The organism is Methanobrevibacter cuticularis, assembly GCF_001639285.1.
GTDB lineage: Archaea > Methanobacteriota > Methanobacteria > Methanobacteriales > Methanobacteriaceae > Methanobaculum > Methanobaculum cuticulare.
Map to the genome: position 1 here is coordinate 1 of NZ_LWMW01000110.1, position 19,732 is coordinate 19,732.

21 protein-coding genes are annotated in these 19,732 nt (G+C 25.3%); 17 read left to right on the forward strand and 4 right to left on the reverse strand.

Annotated elements, in window-relative coordinates; translation table 11 throughout:
- Positions 1–348: 348 nt before the first annotated feature.
- Both MBCUT_RS06680 and MBCUT_RS06685 read right to left on the reverse strand, forming a co-directional pair.
- Positions 349–1,611, reverse strand: a complete 1,263-nt coding sequence (locus tag MBCUT_RS06680) for a tRNA pseudouridine(54/55) synthase Pus10 (RefSeq protein WP_067259913.1) — start codon at positions 1,609–1,611, stop codon at positions 349–351.
- Positions 1,612–1,872: 261 nt separating this feature from the next.
- The gene (locus MBCUT_RS06685; protein WP_067259914.1) at positions 1,873–3,207 is read right to left on the reverse strand and encodes a signal recognition particle protein Srp54; all 1,335 of its coding nucleotides are present in this window, start codon (positions 3,205–3,207) and stop codon (positions 1,873–1,875) included.
- Positions 3,208–3,933: 726 nt separating this feature from the next.
- Between MBCUT_RS06685 and hpt the strand changes: the two genes are divergently transcribed.
- From hpt to MBCUT_RS06740, 11 genes are all read left to right on the forward strand, one after another.
- Positions 3,934–4,506: a hypoxanthine/guanine phosphoribosyltransferase gene (hpt, locus tag MBCUT_RS06690; protein ID WP_067259915.1), complete on the forward strand. Its 573-nt coding sequence runs from the start codon at positions 3,934–3,936 to the stop codon at positions 4,504–4,506.
- Between the two features lie 158 nt (positions 4,507–4,664).
- Positions 4,665–5,672, forward strand: a complete 1,008-nt coding sequence (gene dph2, locus MBCUT_RS06695; protein ID WP_067259916.1) for a diphthamide biosynthesis enzyme Dph2 — start codon at positions 4,665–4,667, stop codon at positions 5,670–5,672.
- 485 nt (positions 5,673–6,157) lie between these two features.
- Positions 6,158–6,727 (forward strand): exosome complex RNA-binding protein Csl4, encoded by a 570-nt coding sequence (locus MBCUT_RS06700; protein ID WP_067259917.1) that lies wholly within the window; start codon positions 6,158–6,160, stop codon positions 6,725–6,727.
- 199 nt (positions 6,728–6,926) lie between these two features.
- Positions 6,927–7,202 carry a DNA-directed RNA polymerase subunit L gene (locus MBCUT_RS06705; protein WP_067259918.1) on the forward strand — a complete coding sequence of 92 codons (276 nt, stop codon included), beginning with the start codon at positions 6,927–6,929 and terminating at the stop codon, positions 7,200–7,202.
- A gap of 182 nt (positions 7,203–7,384) precedes the next feature.
- Positions 7,385–7,813 (forward strand): NUDIX domain-containing protein, encoded by a 429-nt coding sequence (locus MBCUT_RS06710; RefSeq protein ID WP_067259919.1) that lies wholly within the window; start codon positions 7,385–7,387, stop codon positions 7,811–7,813.
- Positions 7,814–8,151: 338 nt separating this feature from the next.
- Entirely contained in the window at positions 8,152–8,466 is a 315-nt protein-coding gene (locus MBCUT_RS06715; RefSeq protein WP_067259920.1) for a transcription factor S, read from the forward strand.
- A gap of 471 nt (positions 8,467–8,937) precedes the next feature.
- The gene (locus MBCUT_RS06720) at positions 8,938–9,783 is read left to right on the forward strand and encodes a hypothetical protein (protein ID WP_067259921.1); all 846 of its coding nucleotides are present in this window, start codon (positions 8,938–8,940) and stop codon (positions 9,781–9,783) included.
- Positions 9,784–10,175: 392 nt separating this feature from the next.
- Positions 10,176–10,910 (forward strand): proliferating cell nuclear antigen (pcna), encoded by a 735-nt coding sequence (gene pcn / locus MBCUT_RS06725; RefSeq protein WP_067259922.1) that lies wholly within the window; start codon positions 10,176–10,178, stop codon positions 10,908–10,910.
- A 150-nt stretch (positions 10,911–11,060) separates the two neighbouring features.
- Entirely contained in the window at positions 11,061–12,395 is a 1,335-nt protein-coding gene (locus tag MBCUT_RS06730; RefSeq protein WP_067259923.1) for a DNA replication complex subunit Gins51, read from the forward strand.
- Between the two features lie 459 nt (positions 12,396–12,854).
- On the forward strand, positions 12,855–13,451 hold the full coding sequence (locus tag MBCUT_RS06735) for a hypothetical protein (protein WP_067259924.1): 597 nt from the start codon (positions 12,855–12,857) through the stop codon (positions 13,449–13,451).
- Positions 13,452–13,939: 488 nt separating this feature from the next.
- Positions 13,940–14,506, forward strand: a complete 567-nt coding sequence (locus MBCUT_RS06740) for a site-specific integrase (protein ID WP_067259925.1) — start codon at positions 13,940–13,942, stop codon at positions 14,504–14,506.
- Positions 14,507–14,598: 92 nt separating this feature from the next.
- Here MBCUT_RS06740 and MBCUT_RS06745 read toward each other — a convergent pair whose 3' ends face one another.
- Together MBCUT_RS06745 and MBCUT_RS06750 are read right to left on the reverse strand one after the other, a co-directional pair.
- Positions 14,599–14,805 (reverse strand): hypothetical protein, encoded by a 207-nt coding sequence (locus tag MBCUT_RS06745; RefSeq protein WP_067259926.1) that lies wholly within the window; start codon positions 14,803–14,805, stop codon positions 14,599–14,601.
- A gap of 102 nt (positions 14,806–14,907) precedes the next feature.
- Positions 14,908–15,231: a hypothetical protein gene (locus tag MBCUT_RS06750; RefSeq protein ID WP_211263784.1), complete on the reverse strand. Its 324-nt coding sequence runs from the start codon at positions 15,229–15,231 to the stop codon at positions 14,908–14,910.
- A 795-nt stretch (positions 15,232–16,026) separates the two neighbouring features.
- On the opposite strand from MBCUT_RS06750, the gene MBCUT_RS06755 reads away from it, so the two are divergent.
- The 6 genes from MBCUT_RS06755 to MBCUT_RS06780 all read left to right on the forward strand — a co-directional run bounded on the left by MBCUT_RS06755 (position 16,027) and on the right by MBCUT_RS06780 (position 19,717).
- Entirely contained in the window at positions 16,027–16,305 is a 279-nt protein-coding gene (locus MBCUT_RS06755; protein ID WP_067259927.1) for a 50S ribosomal protein L44e, read from the forward strand.
- A gap of 208 nt (positions 16,306–16,513) precedes the next feature.
- Complete coding sequence (locus tag MBCUT_RS06760; protein WP_067259928.1) at positions 16,514–16,693, forward strand: 30S ribosomal protein S27e; 180 nt, start codon at positions 16,514–16,516, stop codon at positions 16,691–16,693.
- A gap of 155 nt (positions 16,694–16,848) precedes the next feature.
- Positions 16,849–17,628 (forward strand): translation initiation factor IF-2 subunit alpha, encoded by a 780-nt coding sequence (locus MBCUT_RS06765; RefSeq protein WP_067259929.1) that lies wholly within the window; start codon positions 16,849–16,851, stop codon positions 17,626–17,628.
- Positions 17,629–18,049: 421 nt separating this feature from the next.
- A complete protein-coding gene (locus tag MBCUT_RS06770) occupies positions 18,050–18,244 on the forward strand; it encodes an RNA-protein complex protein Nop10 (protein WP_067259930.1) in 195 nt (64 codons plus the stop codon).
- A gap of 19 nt (positions 18,245–18,263) precedes the next feature.
- Positions 18,264–19,034 (forward strand): proteasome assembly chaperone family protein, encoded by a 771-nt coding sequence (locus MBCUT_RS06775; RefSeq protein WP_067259931.1) that lies wholly within the window; start codon positions 18,264–18,266, stop codon positions 19,032–19,034.
- A 389-nt stretch (positions 19,035–19,423) separates the two neighbouring features.
- Positions 19,424–19,717, forward strand: coding sequence for a putative quinol monooxygenase (locus tag MBCUT_RS06780; protein ID WP_067259932.1), 294 nt, complete (start codon positions 19,424–19,426; stop codon positions 19,715–19,717).
- Positions 19,718–19,732 lie beyond the last annotated feature (15 nt).

The window sequence follows — 19,732 nt, forward strand, 5'->3', positions numbered from 1 at the left end:
TTTTTACTATTTTATTTTAGAAATATTTTAATTTTTACCAAATTAATATTAATTATTTTTACTATTTTATTTTAGAAATATTTTAATTTTTACCAAATTAATATTAATTATTTTTACTATTTTATTTTAGAAATATTTTAATTTTTACCAAATTAATATTAATTATTTTTACTATTTTATTTCATAAATATTTTAATTTTCAGTAATTACTATTTCTATTTCCAATGATTCATCTTCTATTTTATTTTGTTTTTATGTATTTTAACATGCTTTTTATTTAATATACTTATGATTTATTTATTTTACTTTATTGTTATAATTGATACCTACTTATAATGTAATAATTTGCTATTCATCATTTCCTACTTCAATAACATCTAATTGAGTACAAATGGCTTTAACCCCCAATTTATCACTAACACTGGGCTTACTTCGCCCATCATCACTTGAAATCAGCTCTTTAATATATAAGCCTCCTTGTCCTTTAATAATCATTTCAAAAGATTTAGAGTTGATTAATTTGGTAGTTATTTCTTTAACTTCCCGAATTCTTATTTTATCTGCTCTTCTATGAACTACTCTCTGAGGGGTTTGCTGTTCAATGATTTTTAGTGATTGTAATTTTTTTAAGTCCTCCTTAAAGATATCTTTATCAGATTCAACTAATGCACGATAAACTTTAAATGTGTCTGGAGAAGAAACTTTAATTTCAGCCTTTCTATTTCTATGAGTGAATTTTAGATCATTGTATTCAGTTTTTCCTGAGGAATATTCATTGACTTCTTTAGCTATTCTTTTTAGATCTAATTCACGTATTTTAGGTTCTTTTATTTCTAAAACAAATGGTCTTCCACTGCCTAACATTCTCACATCTATATCTTCTCGTCCAGCACCATGAAATTTGGCTTCTCGTCCATTGGTGTGTTTCAAGACAACATCAGATATTAATTCTTCCACAGATTCTTTATACATTTTTCCAGTAAAATCACAAAATTTGCATCCTCTTCCTTTGCACTTTCGACAAGGCCATTTAGTCTGAGGAATTCCTCGAATTAATTTAAGATATCTTCCTTCAATAAATATTGGATTTATTTGAATTCTGATTTTAATTTCATCTGAGATTAGGAGGTTTCTTAAATCCACCATAATGACTATGTCTGGATTAGTGAATTCTACTTCTTTACCCAATTTATTTTCTAGTGTTTTTCCTATTTCTCGATTGATTTCTTTCTTTATATTTTCAACATCTAATTCTAAAGTTTCATTTAAGTTTTCATCTTTTTGAAGGATGTTTTTAGGTATTTTTGATCCTACTAAGAAATTATCAAATTTTAAATCTAAATAATCTATTTTTTCAGTAATTTTTTCCAATATGCTTTCATTGGATATTTTTTCATCGATTTTTAATAGAATATTCTCACAAACATCACATTTTGATTTTTCAGTATCATAATCTTTTATAGATAATGTATTACGAATAATTTTGCCTCTTTCTACATTATCATTCCCATCTAATACATCAGAAAATTTTCTTCCAAGACAATGATTACATATATGTTCATTGCTTAATTTTATTAGCTTTTTAGCTTTTATAGCTATTTTTTCATCCATGATACCATCTAGTTAAGTGTAAACATCTATAATCATCGAAATTAGAGTTGATTTTTTAAATAATAAAAATTTTAAAACTTTTAATGTGTAAGGTTGTTAATATATAAAATTGTCATATAAAAAGCTGTTATTATATATTTAATATAATTTTAATATGGTATTTGATTATGTTATAATGATTTTATTAATAATATTTTTTTAGTTTAAGCTTCTTAAGAATTATTATTAATTATTGGGGCCATTAATACTATTAATATTCATTTATTTCATGAATTGGCCCATAAGACGATTCATTGATCCTCCACCCATGTTACGTTTACCCATTCCTTTCATAGCTCTTTTAGTATTATTGTAATATTTTAGTAGTTCTTTTACATCTTCATTTCTTACTCCAGCACCTTTAGCTATTCTTATTACTCTAGATTGCTTAATTGCTTTTGGATTTTCCATTTCATATTTGCTCATAGAGGACATTATTATTTTATAGCCATTTATTTTGTCTTCCGTCATTTGAGAAGCTTCTTTTGGTATATTTCCACCTAATCCAGGAATCATATTCATTAGTTGTTTCATTGGGCCCATTTTATTCATCATATCGAACTGATTCTTCATATCTTTAAGAGTGAATTTACCACTTAGCATAGCATTCATTGTTTCATTAGCCAAGTCTTCATCGACAACTTCTTCAGCTTTTTCAATGAGGCTTTTAATGTCTCCCATACCTAATAATCGAGATATAAAACGTTCTGGATCAAAAATTTCAAAATCATCTAATCTTTCACCTGTTCCAATGAATTTAATTGGAGCACCTATTTCAGCAACTGCTGATAATGCTCCTCCTCCTTTAGCTGAACCATCTAATTTTGTTATGATGATAGATCCTACATTTGTAGCATTGGAAAAAGCTTTAGCTTGTTCACTAGCTTGCTGTCCTATTGTACCATCAATAACTAACATGGATTCATTGGGATTAATGACCTCTGAAAGTGTTTCCATTTCATTAAGTAAATCCTTTTCTTCTTTATGTCTACCTGCAGTATCGAATATGATAATTTTCTTACTTTTAAATGTTTTAAGACCTTTTTTAGCTAAATCTACAGCATCTTTATTGTCAGGATCTCCATATAGTTGAATTTGCATTTCTTCAGTTAATTGTTTCAATTGTTCATAGGCAGCAGGCCTCCAAGTATCAGTACAAACAACAGCTGGACTAAATCCTTTTTTCTGAAGAAATCTACAAACTTTTCCTATTGTGGTTGTTTTACCACTACCTTGTAATCCTAAAAACATAATTTTGTATGGCTTATCAGTTATTTCTAATTCATGAGGTTCTTTACCTAATAAATTAACCATTTCATCATATACAATAGTTATAACATGTTCTCGAGGAGTTATACCTTTTGGAGGCTTTTCATTTAAAGATCTATCCTCAATTCGTTTTGATAATTTTAAAACTAAATTTATATTAACATCAGATTGAATTAAAGCTCTTTGTATGTCTTTAACAACTTCTTTAATAGTTTTTTCATCTATTATAGTCATACCAGCTAATTTTTTCATAGTATTAGTAAGACTTTTTCCTAAATTCCCTAACATTTAATCACCATGATTAATTGATAATTATTTCTATTTTTAATGCGTAATTAGAATATTTTATAATATTGTAATGTCATTATAATATTATTTTTATAATAATTATTTTTTAAATTAATTTTATTCTAAATTAATTTTTATATATTATAATTTATTTTAAAAATATTTCCTAAATTAATTTTATTCTAAATTAATTTTTATATATTATAATTTATTTTAAAAATATTTCCTAAAATAATTTTATTCTAAATTAATTTTATAATTAATTTATTTAAAAATCATAATTTTTTAAAATATGACTGAGCATTATTTTATAAGTAATTTACTTAAATTTACTTAAATTTTATTTTAATTAGAAATCGAATTAAAAATCATAATTCTATTTTTTATTAAATTAATTCTATATTTTTGAAAATTGTATTCATGATAATTATATTGTATATTATGTTATAATAATTTAATCTATTAAGTATTAATTAATTATAATTTATTTATCAATTAGATATTTATTTATAAAAATAGATATTGAATTTTATCAAAAAAATTCATCATAAATAAAATTGATAATATAAATAGCTAATTGACTGGTAGTTGATAATGTCTTATTAATATAACTAATATTTAAAAATTAAAAATAATAAAATTTATTATCTATTATAATAAATAATATATTAAAATATTAATATATTGGTTGATTAAATTGATTAATAGTAATTACTAGGCAAAAATATGTTAGAAAACTTAAAGAAATCTCTAGAAGAATCTCCAATTGTCAAAAAAGGAGACTATGATTATTTTGTTCATCCTGTAACCGATGGAATTCCTGCAATGCATCCTGAAGTCTTAAAGGAAATAGTTGATGTAATAAAAAACAAAGTTGATTTAAGTGATATTGATAAAATAGTTTGCGTAGAAGCTATGGGAATACATTTAGCCACGGCTTTATCGATTGAAACAGAAATCCCTTTTGTAGTGATTAGAAAAAGAGAATATGGACTCCTAGGGGAAGTTCCAGTGTTTCAAAAAACTGGATACAGTGAACAAAATCTTTATATCAATTTTTTAAATCCTTCTGAGAAGATTATCATCATTGATGATGTTGTTAGCACTGGAGGAACTCTAATAGCAATTATTAAAGCATTAAAAACTATCGGTGTTGATATTAAAGATGTTATAGCTATTGTTGAAAAATATGATGGAAAAGAGCTAGTTGAAAAAGAAACTGGAATAAAAGTTTTGACATTAGCTAAATTAGATATCATTGATAGCAAGGCCGTTGTTGAATTAACAATTGAAGAATAAGCGGAGAATAGCTAGTTTCTTATATAATTTATTACATTTTTATTATACAGTTGTTATATGTCTGATTTTATAATAGCTATTCTAACTTGTTTTTATTATTTGTATTGTTATTTGCATTATTTTTCAAGATTAAATTATTTTACTTAGGGGTTTATGAAGTGTCACTTTATGATATGGATCTAAAAAGAGTTATAAAAAAAATTAAGAAGGTAAATGCTAAAACTGTAGGACTTCAGTTTCCAGAAGGTTTGAAGACACAAGCAATAACAGTAGCACGTGCAATTCAGAAGGAAACTGAGGTAAATGTCATAATTTCTGGAGATCCTTGTTTTGGAGCATGTGATGTTAGTGATATGAGGATGAATGGAGGGATTGATTTAATTGTCCATTATGCTCATACTCCTTTGCCAATAAAATATGATGTCCCTACTCTTTTCATTGAGGCTTATTCGAAAGTTAAAGTTGAAGAGACATTAAATAATGCTCTTGAATATCTAAAAGATTATTCAAAAATAGCTTTAGCTACTACAACTCAACACCTTCATCTTCTTGATGAAATAAAAGATCATTTAGAAGATAATGGAAAAGAAATTGTTTTAGGCTCATCAAAGAGTACAAAAAGGGGTCAGGTTCTTGGTTGCAATTTTTCTTCTATAAAGAATCTCGATGCTGAGGCATATTTATTTATTGGAAGTGGAAACTTTCATCCATTAGGAATACATCTTTTTACTAATGCTCCAGTTATATCTGCAGATCCTTATAGTGGTGAAGCAAGAGATATCTCTGATTTTGCTGATAAAATTCTTAGAATACGTTTTGCTAGAATATTAAAAGCTAAAGAAGCAAAAAAATGGGGAATTTTAATCTCTTCTAAAGAAGGTCAGCATAGGATTGAATTAGCCAAAGAGATAAAAAAGACCTTAGAAGATGATGGAATGGAAGGATTTTTGATATTACTTGATAATATAAATCCTGATGCACTTCTACCTTATATGGATTTAGAAGCCTTTGTGGTAACAGCATGTCCAAGAATAGCTATTGATGACTCTCAGATGTATAAAAAACCAATTATCACTCCTCAAGAGCTTGAAATTGTTTTAAACAAAAGAGATTGGGAAAGTTATCAATTGGATGAAATATTATTTCATGAAAAGAATAAATATTAGTTAAATAGCTATTAAATATATTTATTAAAAAGAACTATTGCTTATAAAAATGATTCTTAGTCCTCAAAATTATATTATTAAATATTAAATAGGTACTTAATAGATACTTAATAAATACTTAATAGATATTAAATAGATACTTAATATATACTAAATAGATACTTAATAATCATATTATTAAATAGATAATTAAAAATTATATTAATTAATAGATAACTAAAATTAAATAAACAGATAATAACTATGATTATAATAAAATTAATGATATGATGAATTATAAAAATATACCAGTACTATTATAACAAATTATAAAATATGAGATTATATATATAATGAAAATCATAATTTATTACTTGCTTATATAAATTTAATTTGTAATTTTTAATAGTTATTTTTTATTTGACATAATAGCTATTAGATATCAATTAATTTTTTAAATATCTTATTTTTAGAGAATAGCTAATAAGCGCAACAGAGGTACAAACATGAAAGTTAAATCTGGAGATTTTGTAATGCCTGGGGATGTTCTTGGGGTCAGTGAACAATTTTTGCCTGATGAATGGACATATGATGATGAAGGTTATATAAAATCTGCAATTATAGGAAATGTTTCTATTAATAATTCAAATAAGAAGATTTCAGTTGTCCCATCTAGAGGTAATCCTAATGTATTACATTTAGGCGATATAGTTTATGGTCAAATAACTGATGTTCGTGGCCAAAGGGCTTTAATCGACGTTCAAGGAATGAAAGATAATGATAGGCAACTTGCTCTTCCGTATATGGCCGCAATTCACATATCTCAAGTTAAAAAAGGATATCTTGAAAAATTAACAGATGCCTTTAGAATTGGGGATGTGATTGAAGCTAAAGTATCTAGAATTATGGGAGATAATTTGGATTTAAACACTTCTGATAAAGAAAGTGGTGTTGTGAAGGCTATGTGTACTAGATGTCGCGCTTTTATGATACCAACAGAGAAAAGAGATGAACTTTATTGTGAAGTTTGTGATAGGAAAGAAAGAAGAAAGGTTTCTTCTGAATATGATTATTAAAATATTCTGAATATGATTATTAAAATATTCTAAATTTATTATGATCATATTTTTAATAACCAATAAACTAATTTATTAATAATCAAGTAATTAAATAGCTTAGCATTACTGACTGATTAAATAAATAAAATTTTATTGCAACTTATTACTCTTTAAAATATTACTTAAATTTACTAACATTTGTTAATGGAATGATAATATGGACGATATTGAAATTTTAACTAATACTAAATTAGAACTTGAAATAATAGCTCATGGTGAAAGCCATACTGTTTGTAATGCTTTAAGAAAGTTCTTAATGGAAGATGAAGATATTGACTACGCAGTTTATGGAATTGATCACCCTATTGTAGGTGAACCAAAAGTAACGATTAAAGTCAAAAGAACTAAAGATCCTAAAAAAGCACTTTTAAAAGCTGCTACTAAATTAAAAAATGATTCTCAAGAATTTAAGAAACTTGTAGAATCTTTATAATTCTTAAAATTAAATAAACAATAACATTAATTTTTTAGCTAAATTTAATTAAATAGCTAAATAATTAACAAATTAAAATATCAATAAATTTTTGATACATAATTTTATTATTGATTTATTTGATTCATAATCTGTTTTTACAATATTTTTATTTTTATAGTCATTTTCATCGCTGTGATACATTGATTGAATATAAAAAACCTTCTTTAACTGTTGATATAGTAATTTTTAATAAAAAAAATGAATTTCTTCTAGTTAAAAGGAAAAATGAGCCTTTTAAAGATTATTGGGTCATTCCTGGAGGTTTTGTGGATTATGGTGAAACTACAGATAATGCAGCTATTAGGGAAGCTAAAGAAGAGACAGGGATTGATATTACCATTGATAAGCTATTTGGAGTGTATTCTGATCCTAATAGAGATCCAAGAGGCCATACAATAACTATAGTTTATTTAGCTATTGGAAATATAGAAGATGCAAAAGCAGGTAGTGATGCTGCTAAAGCAAAAATACATTCTTGGAATGATCTTTCTTCATTAGAACTTGGTTTTGATCATAAAAAGATATTAGATGATGTATTGAATAGCCTTTCTAAAGATAAAATATGTTGATATATTGAAAATAATTATGATTCAAATTTTAGATTAAAAGGCATCTCATTTAAAAGGCATCTTATTTAAAATATATCTCATTTAAAAGTTATCTCATTTAAATAGCTATTATGTTTAAGAAATAATAAAATAAACAAATAAATTAAATATAATTAATAGTTACTATTAAGAATTTACTTAATGTTTATTAACTATTGTTTACTAATTAAGAATTTACTTAATGTTTATTAATATTATTCAGTAATTGAAAATCATTTTTTTTTAGAAATTAAAAATAATATTAAAATTATATTAAAAATTATTATAAAGTTAGTTTATATCTGGTGTGGAGGAATATTATGGAATTTTGTCCTAAATGTGGAGCTATGATGCTCCCACAGGGTGATAAATTTAAATGTAAATGTGGACATAGTCAAAACTTAACAAAAAACGATGTTGATCAATATGAAATTAGTGAAAAGGTTGATGCAAAAGACACCGTTATAATGAAAGGGGAAGACATAGATACTCTACCAACAACTAAAGCTATCTGCTCTAAATGTGGGCATGAAAGAGCTTATTGGTGGTTACAGCAAACAAGAAGTGCAGATGAAGCTGAAACTAGATTTTTAAGATGTATGAAATGTAAACATACTTGGAGAGAATATGACTAATAATTCTTATGAGTTATTTAGTTAACCATGTACTATTTATTTATATATTTTAATAACTAATTTAATTATTATATAAACAATTTAATAATTGAATTGGAAATAATTGAAATTAAGAAATATGCTTAAAATTAAGAAATATACTAAAAATATATTAAGAATATGCTTAAAAATAGAGAGTAGCTTAACTCTACAAAAATAGTATTAGTGGTAACTATATAAAAAATATTACTTTAATTTAACTCTACAAAAATAGTATTAGTGTAACTATATAAAAAATATTACTTTAATTTTTATTTAATTAATATTTTCGAATTTAATAGTGTTCAAGATGGTTAATAAAATTATTTTTGTTTTAATAATAATGAATAATTGATTTGAATGAACTATGAAATTTAATTTATTCTTATAATTATCATTATTCTAGCATACTTTTTTGCCTCAATTATTTAACTAAAAACAAGAGGAACTTTAATGAATGGCTCTGATAGATCTTCGGAAGAGGAAAATTTTGATACTAAACTTAAGGATGATGATTCAGCTACTGATAATTATGAAAAATCTGAATCAAAAGATGAATTAGATGAAGAGTTAGAATTTTCTTCTAAAGCTAAAGAAATTATAGACGAGGATTCTAAGAGAAAATTTCCTATTTTATCCATAATTGCAATAGCTATTGGAATAGTAATTATTATAATTGGCATTACTACATTTTTAAGTATTTCTGATAGAATAGCTGATAATGTTATTTTTGGTGAAGGAGCAGTAACTGGCGTCTTTGCAATATTTGTTGGAGTTTTATTCTTAGGGATAGGAATTCTCAGTATTATCTCAACTGATAGTATTTTTGGAAACACATTTGATAAAATTAAAGATTTAGAATTGTTGGATGAAGAAGATTTTATTGAGAAAGAAAAAATATCTGAAGAAGAAAGATCTAATCAAGACTATAATGATAGTGAACTGGATATTATTGAAGAGTCAAATGGTGATATGGAAGACTTAAAACTGTCACACGACTCAGATAAGATTCTTCTGGATGAAGAAGAATATATCGATTCTGAAGATAAAATGAATGAAAACAATGAAGTCATTTCTAGCAAATTAAATGATACCAAACAGACATTTTTAAACACCAACAGCAAGATTAAAGATGATAACACGCCAAAAAATTCAGATAATAATGACATTGCTGAGTTAGATGATTTAAAAAAATCTAATGAATCTAATATTTTTGATAAAATTTTGGAAAAGAAATCTAAAATTTTAAAGAAGGAGTCTAAAGAAAAGAAGCAACAACAAAAGACCCTTTTTGATTAAATGACTTTTGCTACTGTTAATAGATGAAATTGAATTTTAAAGTATTAAAGATACATAAATTTATTTATATGTTGGGTTTTAATTATTTTTAAAGTATTAAAGATACATAAATTTATTTATATGTTGGGTTTTAATTATTTTTAAAGTATTAAAGATACATAAATTTATTTATATGTTGGTTTTAAATTATCTTTAAAATATTAAACATATATAATATAAATATGATGAAGGACTATTTTATACATATATTGTATGATGATAATTTATAAAGTAACAAATATCTTAGTGATTAGGGATTAAAAGGACTTAATCAAGATTAAAGATTGTTTATTATAATTGATATCAATTAATATAATTCAAATGCTTAAATTTAATTATAGAGAGGATTTAAAATGTTTAAAGCTGAATTAAGTGATCCTAATATTCTAAAAACAAGTTTCGATGCTATTTCATCAATTGTTGATGAAGTACAAATCCAAACTGACAGTGAAGGCATAAGATTAGATGCCTTAGATCGTAGTCACATTACATTTGTGCATTTAGAGTTAAATGCAGGTTTATTCGATGAATATGTCTGTGATGAACCAGAAAAAATCAATATTGATACTGATGAACTTGTTAAAGTTTTAAAACGATCCAAAAGTGACGATCGTGTTATAATGTCTCTTAGTGAAGGAAATCTTATTATAACCTTTGAAGGAGAAGCCAAAAGGACTTTTAAAATTAGGCTTATAGATATTGAAAATGAATCTCCTTCTCCTCCTGAATTGGATCATCCTACCAAGCTTGAAATTCCTTTTGCTCTTTTAAAGGATTCTATAGCTGATATTGATATATTTTCTGATAAAATTGCACTTATGGTAGATAAAGAATATTTCAAAGCCTCAGCTGAAGGAGAATTTGGGGATGCTAATATCGAATATCTTCATGGTGAAAAAATAGATTCTGAAGCTAAATCAGTATTTTCCCTCGAAAAAATTAGGGAAATGTTAAAAGCAGATAAATTTTCTGATATAGCTACTATTAAACTAGGAGATGACATGCCCCTTGATCTTAAACTTAAAATGGTTTCTGATGAAGGAGAACTTAGCTTTTTACTTGCTCCAAGAATAGAAGCTGAAGAATAATTTATTTTTCTTCTTTTATTCTATCTATTTTTATATTTCTTTTTAATATTCATAAGATCTAATTAGCTATTTAGGAGCTAAATTAGATTCTAAATTTTAAGATTTTATTGTACTCATACTAATTAAATATAACTTAAGAGATGATTATCTTTGGATGATGAATTTTACAAATTTTTACGTGAAATACAGAAAAAAGAACGTGCAAATAGTTCATTAGCTAGAGTGGGAACTGATTTTCATAGAAGGACCTATAGATACATTGAGGAAGTTAGATCTGTAGCTGAAAATGATATTTTTTCTAGTGAAAATGATTTATTAAAAAATATTCAGAGGGTAGCTACTGAAATTACTGAGTTACGAGAACATAAAATAGCTGATGCTGCAGTAATGAATATACATCGCTCCTATCGTTTATTTAAGGGGAAACCTAAATTTGACCTTCTTGATACCACTCCTTTAAATCTTACAGGGGAAGAGGAGAAGCTCTATTTTTCTTTCATTGACATGCTAAAAAATCATAGAAGGGGTATATCATTCGATGAACTCACTTCAATTGAAGATGATGAAAATTTATCTTCTTTAGGAGATAATATAAGAGATACATCTCTAACAAAGGAAAATATTGATGGAGATGAAGTTTTAACTGAATTAAATAAAATTAAAAAAGCTAAAGTCATTGAAAATGAAACTTATGAAAATATAGATAAACAGATTAATAAGTCTAAATACAAAAAAATAGAATCAAAATCAGTGACTAGTTCAAAACAACCACAAGAGCCAAAACAAGCGATCAAGGCAAGCCAATCAAAAAAATCAAATTCAATATCTAATTCAGCAGATTTGAACCAATCAAAAGAATCAAATTCAATATCTAATTCGACAGATTTGAATCAATCAAAAGAATCAAAGTCAGTATCTAATTCGGCAGATTTGAATCAATCAAAAGAATCAAAATCTTCAACTGGAATAGAAAAGTCAAATTTTTCAAATTCAAAAAAACTAGACGAACCAATAAAATCAATAGAAAAAATTAGCTCATCAGAATCAGCAGATTCTCTAAATTTAAAATCTGATAATACCTCGAAAAAAAATGAAATAGCTAAAGCTAATAATTTGAAAAATCCTGTTGAAAAAAGTCATGATTTAACTAAGCCACAATCTGAACCAAAGGAATCTAAAGAATCTAAGCCTTTTAATATAATAGGAAATGAAGATGATCAGTTTGTCAATATTGAAGAGTTAGATTCAGATCATGAAATGGATAACATTTCTACCATGGATAAATCTAAAGAAACAAAATCTAAATCTGATAAAATAGTTAATGTCATGGTTCTCATCTTTTCTGAAATTAATTCAATCATAGGTGTTGATAAGAAAGCTTATGGTCCATTTCAGCCACAAGACATTGTAATAATGCCAGATATCAATGCTGAGATATTGATTAAAAACAGAAGTGGAAGATTGATTAATCTTTATAGAAAATAGTATACATTGTTATTGATCTTATTTTGTAAATTATTCTTCAATGGAATTGTATCAATTTTGTAAATTATTCTTTATTAAGTGTATTATTTTTGTAAAATACTCTTTAATGAAATATATCAACTTTCTAAAATTGATTCTTATGAAGTATATCATTTATAATGGTGTAATTTTAAATCAATAGTATATTTTTATTAAAAATTAATTAATAATATTTTGAAAATTATTTTTCCATTAAATATAATATAGTCGAAAACCGATTTTTTGGCAATATTAATAAATTCCAAATAGCTTATTTTATTCTTTTTTGTTGAAAATAAAGACATAGTAGCTAAATAAAAAAATATAATTATTGCCAAAAATTTCGTACTTGACTATAATGGACAAATATCTTTTTCATATAATTCTAACTTTAATATAATAGATGAAAATAATGAAGGATATATTGTTAGATTAGGTGATATGAACTATACAGGAGTTATTATTGCAGTAACTAAATGCAATAACAATAATTTGTCTCTGATGGAATTAAAGACAATAACTGAAAATGATTTAATATCTAATGGAATAAATATTTTATCATCTGATATATATAGTACTAATTCAAGACAAGTTCTAAAATTATCTTATATTTTTAATCACGAAGGCATAGATATTATAAGAGAAAGTATTAATTTTATTGAAGGTCACGAAGTTTTTATTATAGAATTTAGCAATGTCAAAGATGACAATCATGGCAATCCTGCTGATTTCAATTTAGTAATTAATAGCTTTGAAATTGAAAGTTTTTCAGGAAATAGAACAATCAGCTATAATATGATGAATGAGAAATATATTGATGGTACTTATAAAGTAGGTATAGATTTACCTGTTGGAGAATATAAATTCACTCAAAATAATGATAATTTTGGTTCTATAGAGAGAGCTAGAGATTCTTCAATGGAAATTAGTAGTGTAATAGCTATGGATATGACACATAATAATGGTGAAACTAGATATGTCACAGTTAAAGAAGGAGAATATATTAAAATAATAGGTGGGGAGCTAATAAAAATATGATTTAGTTAATAAAGATTTTTTCTATTTTTCCTGACCTTAGTAACTTTTTCTTTATCTCGTTCTTAGTTTTTTGCTTTGTTTCTTTTCTCTTTTCCCTCGGCATTAGTAACAATTTTTTTCTTAGTTTCTTTCTTTCAGTCTTTCATGTATCTTCTTCATGAATTTCTTTTAATAATTATGACTGCAACTAATAAAGAAAGAAAGACCTTAATAAACAACTAGTTTTTAACTATCAACTTCATTATATGATAGCTACTTTTCATTATTTTAATAGATATTTTTTGAATTTTTATTTTTTTGTAAAATGTTCCTAAAACTATAATATAGGAACAAAATTATCCTCATTTAATACACTTTTTATAAATTATAGTGTGAATATTAGATTTTATGCTCCTAAATAAAAATATTTATATAGCATTAGGAGCAATATTAAAATAGAATTTCAAAAAATCTTTCAAAAAATCTTACAAAAAATAGGAACAAAAAATATGATAGATCTAAAAAAAGAAGAAATTTCATTATTCCTACAAAAAGTAAAAGACGATAAAAAACACTTTAACAAATATCTTTTTTACAAACTTCAGTATTTTTATGGTAGAAGAAGCCAAGAAATAGCTGTATTAAAAATAAATGATATAAATTTTGATAAAAGGGAAATAACTTTTGATTTAGCTAAGAAAAAACAAGATACCAAACTAACTCTGATTTTACCTGATGATTTAGCTAAAGAAATAAGACAACAGTTTGAAAATACTGAATCCCATGAGGATTATATTTTTGTTGAAAATGAATTAAAAATTGATGGTTTTAAGCGAAATATGAGGACTTTTTTAGAACGCAATAGTAATAAGATTATAAATGAAGTAACAGGCAAAAATTTAACTCTAAACACACATGACTTTAGACGACTAAGAGGACAACATTTATATTTAGCAGGAAATGACCTAGAAATAATTCAAAGTTTATATGCTCATAACTCATTAGACCAAACAATAGAGTACTTACAAATCAAAGAAATTGAAGTAAATAAAATGTTACTAGCAGATATAAGTTAAATATATAAAAATAAGAAGTAAGCTAACTAATAGCCAGCTATAAGGACAGGTATATTCTCATTAGTTAATGTATACTATTTAGATAGCTTATTTTATTGTTTTCTTTTTTCTTTTTGGAATTTAATAGCCATTTCATTGATTTCATCAATAGTTTTTCCTTTCCATAAATTTCTTTGCCATTCTGTGTAGTCAAACTTATCTCTTTTAACGAAGTCTATAAATCTTTCTGCATCGACAAGACCTAATTTTTCTACTAATACATTCATAGCTTCCAATCTTAAAACAGTTTCGGATTTCAACTTAATTCCTCCAGACGAACGAAATCAATTGGATTAATAATCTTAATTTCATCAATATTCTTTTTAATTAATTTATAATCAGTTGTTATGAAGTAAAAACATTCACTTATTATAGCACATGATATGTATAGCATCTTTTTGTTTAATACCCATTTTTTCAAGTTCTTTTGCTTTTTTTGTTATTTTATCAGAGTAATCACAGAAATAAACTGCAATTTTTTCCCATTTCTGGATGTAATTCTTTTTTTCTTCATATGGGTTGCAATGGTTTTCAAAATCAAGAATATATGACCAAACTAAATCATATTCTCCTTGACGAATCTTTTCTTGAATAAGTAGTTTTGAAAGGGATTCTAATTTTATATTCATCAAACTTTTATCATCAAAAGGTCTGTTATAACAACATGTGTCTAAATATATTCTCATTTAAATCTCCTTTCATTATAATAATTAATAATAAATATCTTTTTTTATTTAGTATTTTATTATATTAATTATAAATTTTCTTATAGATGCTAATCCAATATTTTTAAAATTCAAATAGTATAATTCATGATAAAACAGAAGTATATATGTTCTAATTCAGTTGATTATATTTATTTTTTATGATTTATAAATTTATATGATATGTTATAATTATTATTCTTGAAAAGGTAATGTTTATTAATCATGTTTTACTAAATTTTAATTATACTAAATAATCAAGAGAATTGATTCTGATTTTTATGTAATACAATATGCCTAAAAACATATCAAAATCAATGAAAATGAATGATAAATATGATTTTATGGGATTATTAATAGAGAACTTAAAAAAGATAAGATATTGAAATACTATCAATAAATATAAAGTTTTAAATATTCTTTTTTTCTTAAATAATAATAAGAACTTTTGAAATTAGTATATATATTTCTAACAATAAAATTTAAATATAGAAGAAAATCATATATTAGTAATATATCTATTTATTTAATGAAAAGGTTATTATCCACTTTTTTATAATGCTTTGAATTTGTTTTCATCGTGTTTATTGGGCTTAGGTTTTAGTATTTAATATTTTAACACTAAATCTTACTTTGGAATTAATAGGACATAGTCTTAACAATATTATTTTAAGATACTAAGTATTCAACTTACTGTTGTTTTATTATTAGATAGATTTATGACGATTATCAATTCATACTATGGAGATATGAATTTAACATAAAATAGGTGATTATATGAAAATTCCTAAAGAAAAAAGAACATACTGTCCAAAATGTAAAACTCACACTGTTCATGAAGTACTTGTAGCTAAAAAAAGAAAGGCTAGTGAATTAAAATGGGGACAAAGACAATTTAGAAGAGTAACTGCAGGTTATAGGGGTTATCCAAGACCATTGCCTGGTGGTAATAAACCTGTTAAAAAATTAGATTTAAGATATAAGTGTAAAACCTGTGGTAAATCACGTGTAGCTTCTTCTTTCAGAACAGGTAAACCAGAATTTGTAGCTAAATGAGTAAATTATTTGTTAACTTTGATAACTAACTTTAATAGCTATTATTTTATTAGCTATTAATCTTACTAATTATTTATTTTAATAATTATTATTTTTACTAGCTATTATTAATTGTTATCCTTAATTGTTATGCTAATAGTTGATTGTATTGTTATGCTAATAGCTTAATAGCTTATTATAAAATTTTATTGTATTTAATGGTGATTAGATGTCTAGTGATAGAAGAGGAAATTTTTTAAAAGTAAAATGCTTAGACTGTGATAATGAGCAAGTAGTCTTTGATAGAGCATCTTCCAATGTTCAATGTATTATTTGTGGTAAAACACTTGTAAAACCTCTTGGAGGAAAAGCTAAAATAACTGCTCATATTGATGAAGTATTGAAATAAGTTAGTAGCTATTATTACATTAGCTATTTATTAATTTATTTAAAATATTTTAGGCATGTTTTTATATTTAATATTTTATTTTAAAGTAAAGAATCTATAATAAAATTAATTATATAATTCTTTAAAACTATTTTTATTTATTTTTAGGTGTTTTAATGGTAAGAAAAAATCAAGAATGGCCAAATGAAGGAGAATTAATAGTTGCAACTGTTTACAAAGTCCTTAATTATGGTGCATTCGCAAACTTAGAAGAATATGCTGGAAAAGAAGCTTTTATTCATATTTCTGAAGTATCTTCTGGTTGGGTTAAAAATATTCGTGACCATGTAAGGGAAAATCAAAAGATCGTAGCTCGTGTTTTAAGAGTTAATCCAAGAAAAGGGCATGTTGATGCTTCTTTGAAAAGAATAAGAGAAGATCAAAGAACTAAAAAGATCCAGCAATGGAAAGTTGAACAAAAAGCTGAGAAATTCTTAGAATTAGCTGCTAAATCTCTAGACAAAGATCTAGACACTGCTTATAAAGAAGTAGGTTATGAACTTATGGATAAGTTTGGTGATATTTATGGAGCTTTCGAAAGTTCAGCTGAAGAAGGAGCTTCTGTTCTTATTGAGGAAGGAATCGATGAAAACTGGGCAGAAACAATAGCTGAAATAGCTAAAAAGAATATAACTCCTCCTGAAGTCCACATTACTGGATATGTAGATATTCAAACATATGCTAATAATGGTGTTGATATAGTTAAGGAAGCACTTAAAGCAGCTGAAGATGAAGATGTTGAAGTTCAATGTGTAGGTGCTCCTCGATATAGAATAACTGTCAAATCTTCTGATTATATTCAAGCAGAAAAAGAGTTAAAATCAGCAGCAGAACGATGTATTAAAATCATCGAAGATTCTCAGGGAAATGGCACATTTTTACGTGAATTAGAATAAGAACGTTTTTAGAGGAAATAAAGATGTTCATTATTTTCCTTGATTAATTTTTTGATTAAATGAAAATACAGTATTTTCTTTGATTGATTTTTCGAGTAATTGAAAATGTTTTATCATGAAAATGCTGTTTTTGATTGATTTTTCTGATTAAATGAGAATGATGACATTGTTTTATTTGATTGATTTTTCTGATTAAATGAGAATGATGACATTGTTTTATTTGATTGAAATTTGTGATTAAATGAGAATGATGGCATTGTTTTATTTGATTGAAATTTGTGATTAAATGAGAATGATGGCATTGTTTTATTTTATTGGAATTTGTGATTAAATGAGAATGATGGCATTGTTTTATTTTATTGGAATTTGTGATTAAATGAGAATGATGGCATTGTTTTATTTTATTGGAATTTGTGATTAAATGAGAATGAAAATGCATAAATGTAATTCTTGTAATATTTATACAATTAAAGACATTTGTCCTGATTGTGGAGGTAAACTAAATGTTATTTATCCTCCTAAATATTCTATTGAAGACAAATATGGAAAATATCGTCGTAAATTAAAAAAAGAGGTTTTACAAGAAAAACTTCTTAATAACAATAATAAACTCTAATTTTTAGAAGGGGATTAACATGAAAACTACTCATATTAATGTATTAGAAGAAATTACTTTAAATAATCCTATTTTTATTGAAGCTCTCCCTGGTATAGGCCATGTAGGTAAATTAGCAGCTGATCACATGATTGATGAACTAGGGGCTACAAAATTTGCAGAATTATATTCTCCCTTTTTTCCTCCACAAGTTTTTGTGAATGAGGATGGAACTGTAGAAAACATGATTAATGAATTCTATTATTTAAGAGCCAATGGTGAAAATAATAGGGATTATATAATTCTTGTGGGTAATACTCAAGGATTATCTCCTGAAGGTCAGTACGAGCTTTGTGGCATCATATTAGACTTTGTTGAAAGTTATGGTGTTAAAGAAATGTACACCTTAGGTGGATTAGCCACTGGGCATGCTATTGAAAAAACACGTGTTTTTGGAGCAGCTACTGACATTGAATTCATTGAATTTTTAAAAGAAGCTGAAATTGAAATAAGGTCTGCAGATGGTGGGATCGTTGGAGCTTCTGGACTACTTTTAGGCTTAGGAAAACTTAGAAGCATCAAAGGATCTTGTTTAATGGGTGAAACACCAGGTTATTTCATAGATGCTGAAGCTGCTGAAGCTATTTTAGAAAAATTAGCTATTCTTCTTAATATAGAAATTAACACAGATAAATTAGAGGAAAGAGCTGAAGAAACAAGAAAAATGATATCCAAAGCCCAACAAATGGAACAAGAAATGATGAATAAGACTGTAGGCTCTGGTGAAGATGATTTAAGATACATTGGATAATTATCGCTTATTTTTAACACGGTCTTATTATTTCCTTTTTATTTTTCTTAGACTATCTTTTTCTTATTTTTTTACTAATTAGATGCATTATCAAAGTTTTTTACTAAAGAAATCTGATTTTTTGTCACGACTCAATTATTTAAATTCATTTTTTATTTTCATTTTAATAAATATTTTTAATAATGATCATCTATTCATGATACATTTTTAGAAAAATATTATTGTATATCATTAATATTAAAAATAACTAGTTTTTCGTAATAATTCATTTTCTGTAAATTCAAACTAAAATGATGAATATATTTTATTTGATATATCATTTAATATAAAAAACTATATTTTGTATTAATGAAATACTATATTTGATAATATATTTATGAGGAATGAAAATGATATTGGTATTAGCTAAAATAGCTGTTAAAAAAGGAAAAAGTAATGAATTATTGGATATATCAAAAGCATTAATAAGGAAATCTAGAATTGAAGATGGGTGTATTAGTTATAATTTGTATTCTGATGTTGAGAATGAGGATTTATTTGTTATGGTTGAGTATTGGCAGGATGAGAAAGCTTTAAATGAACATTTTGAAACTATCCATTTTAAGAATTTTGGGGTGGAAATTTCTGATGTATTAGCAAAAGATATTGATTTAGATAAATATGATTTGGGTGAGCTTTTATAACTAATAAATAATTAA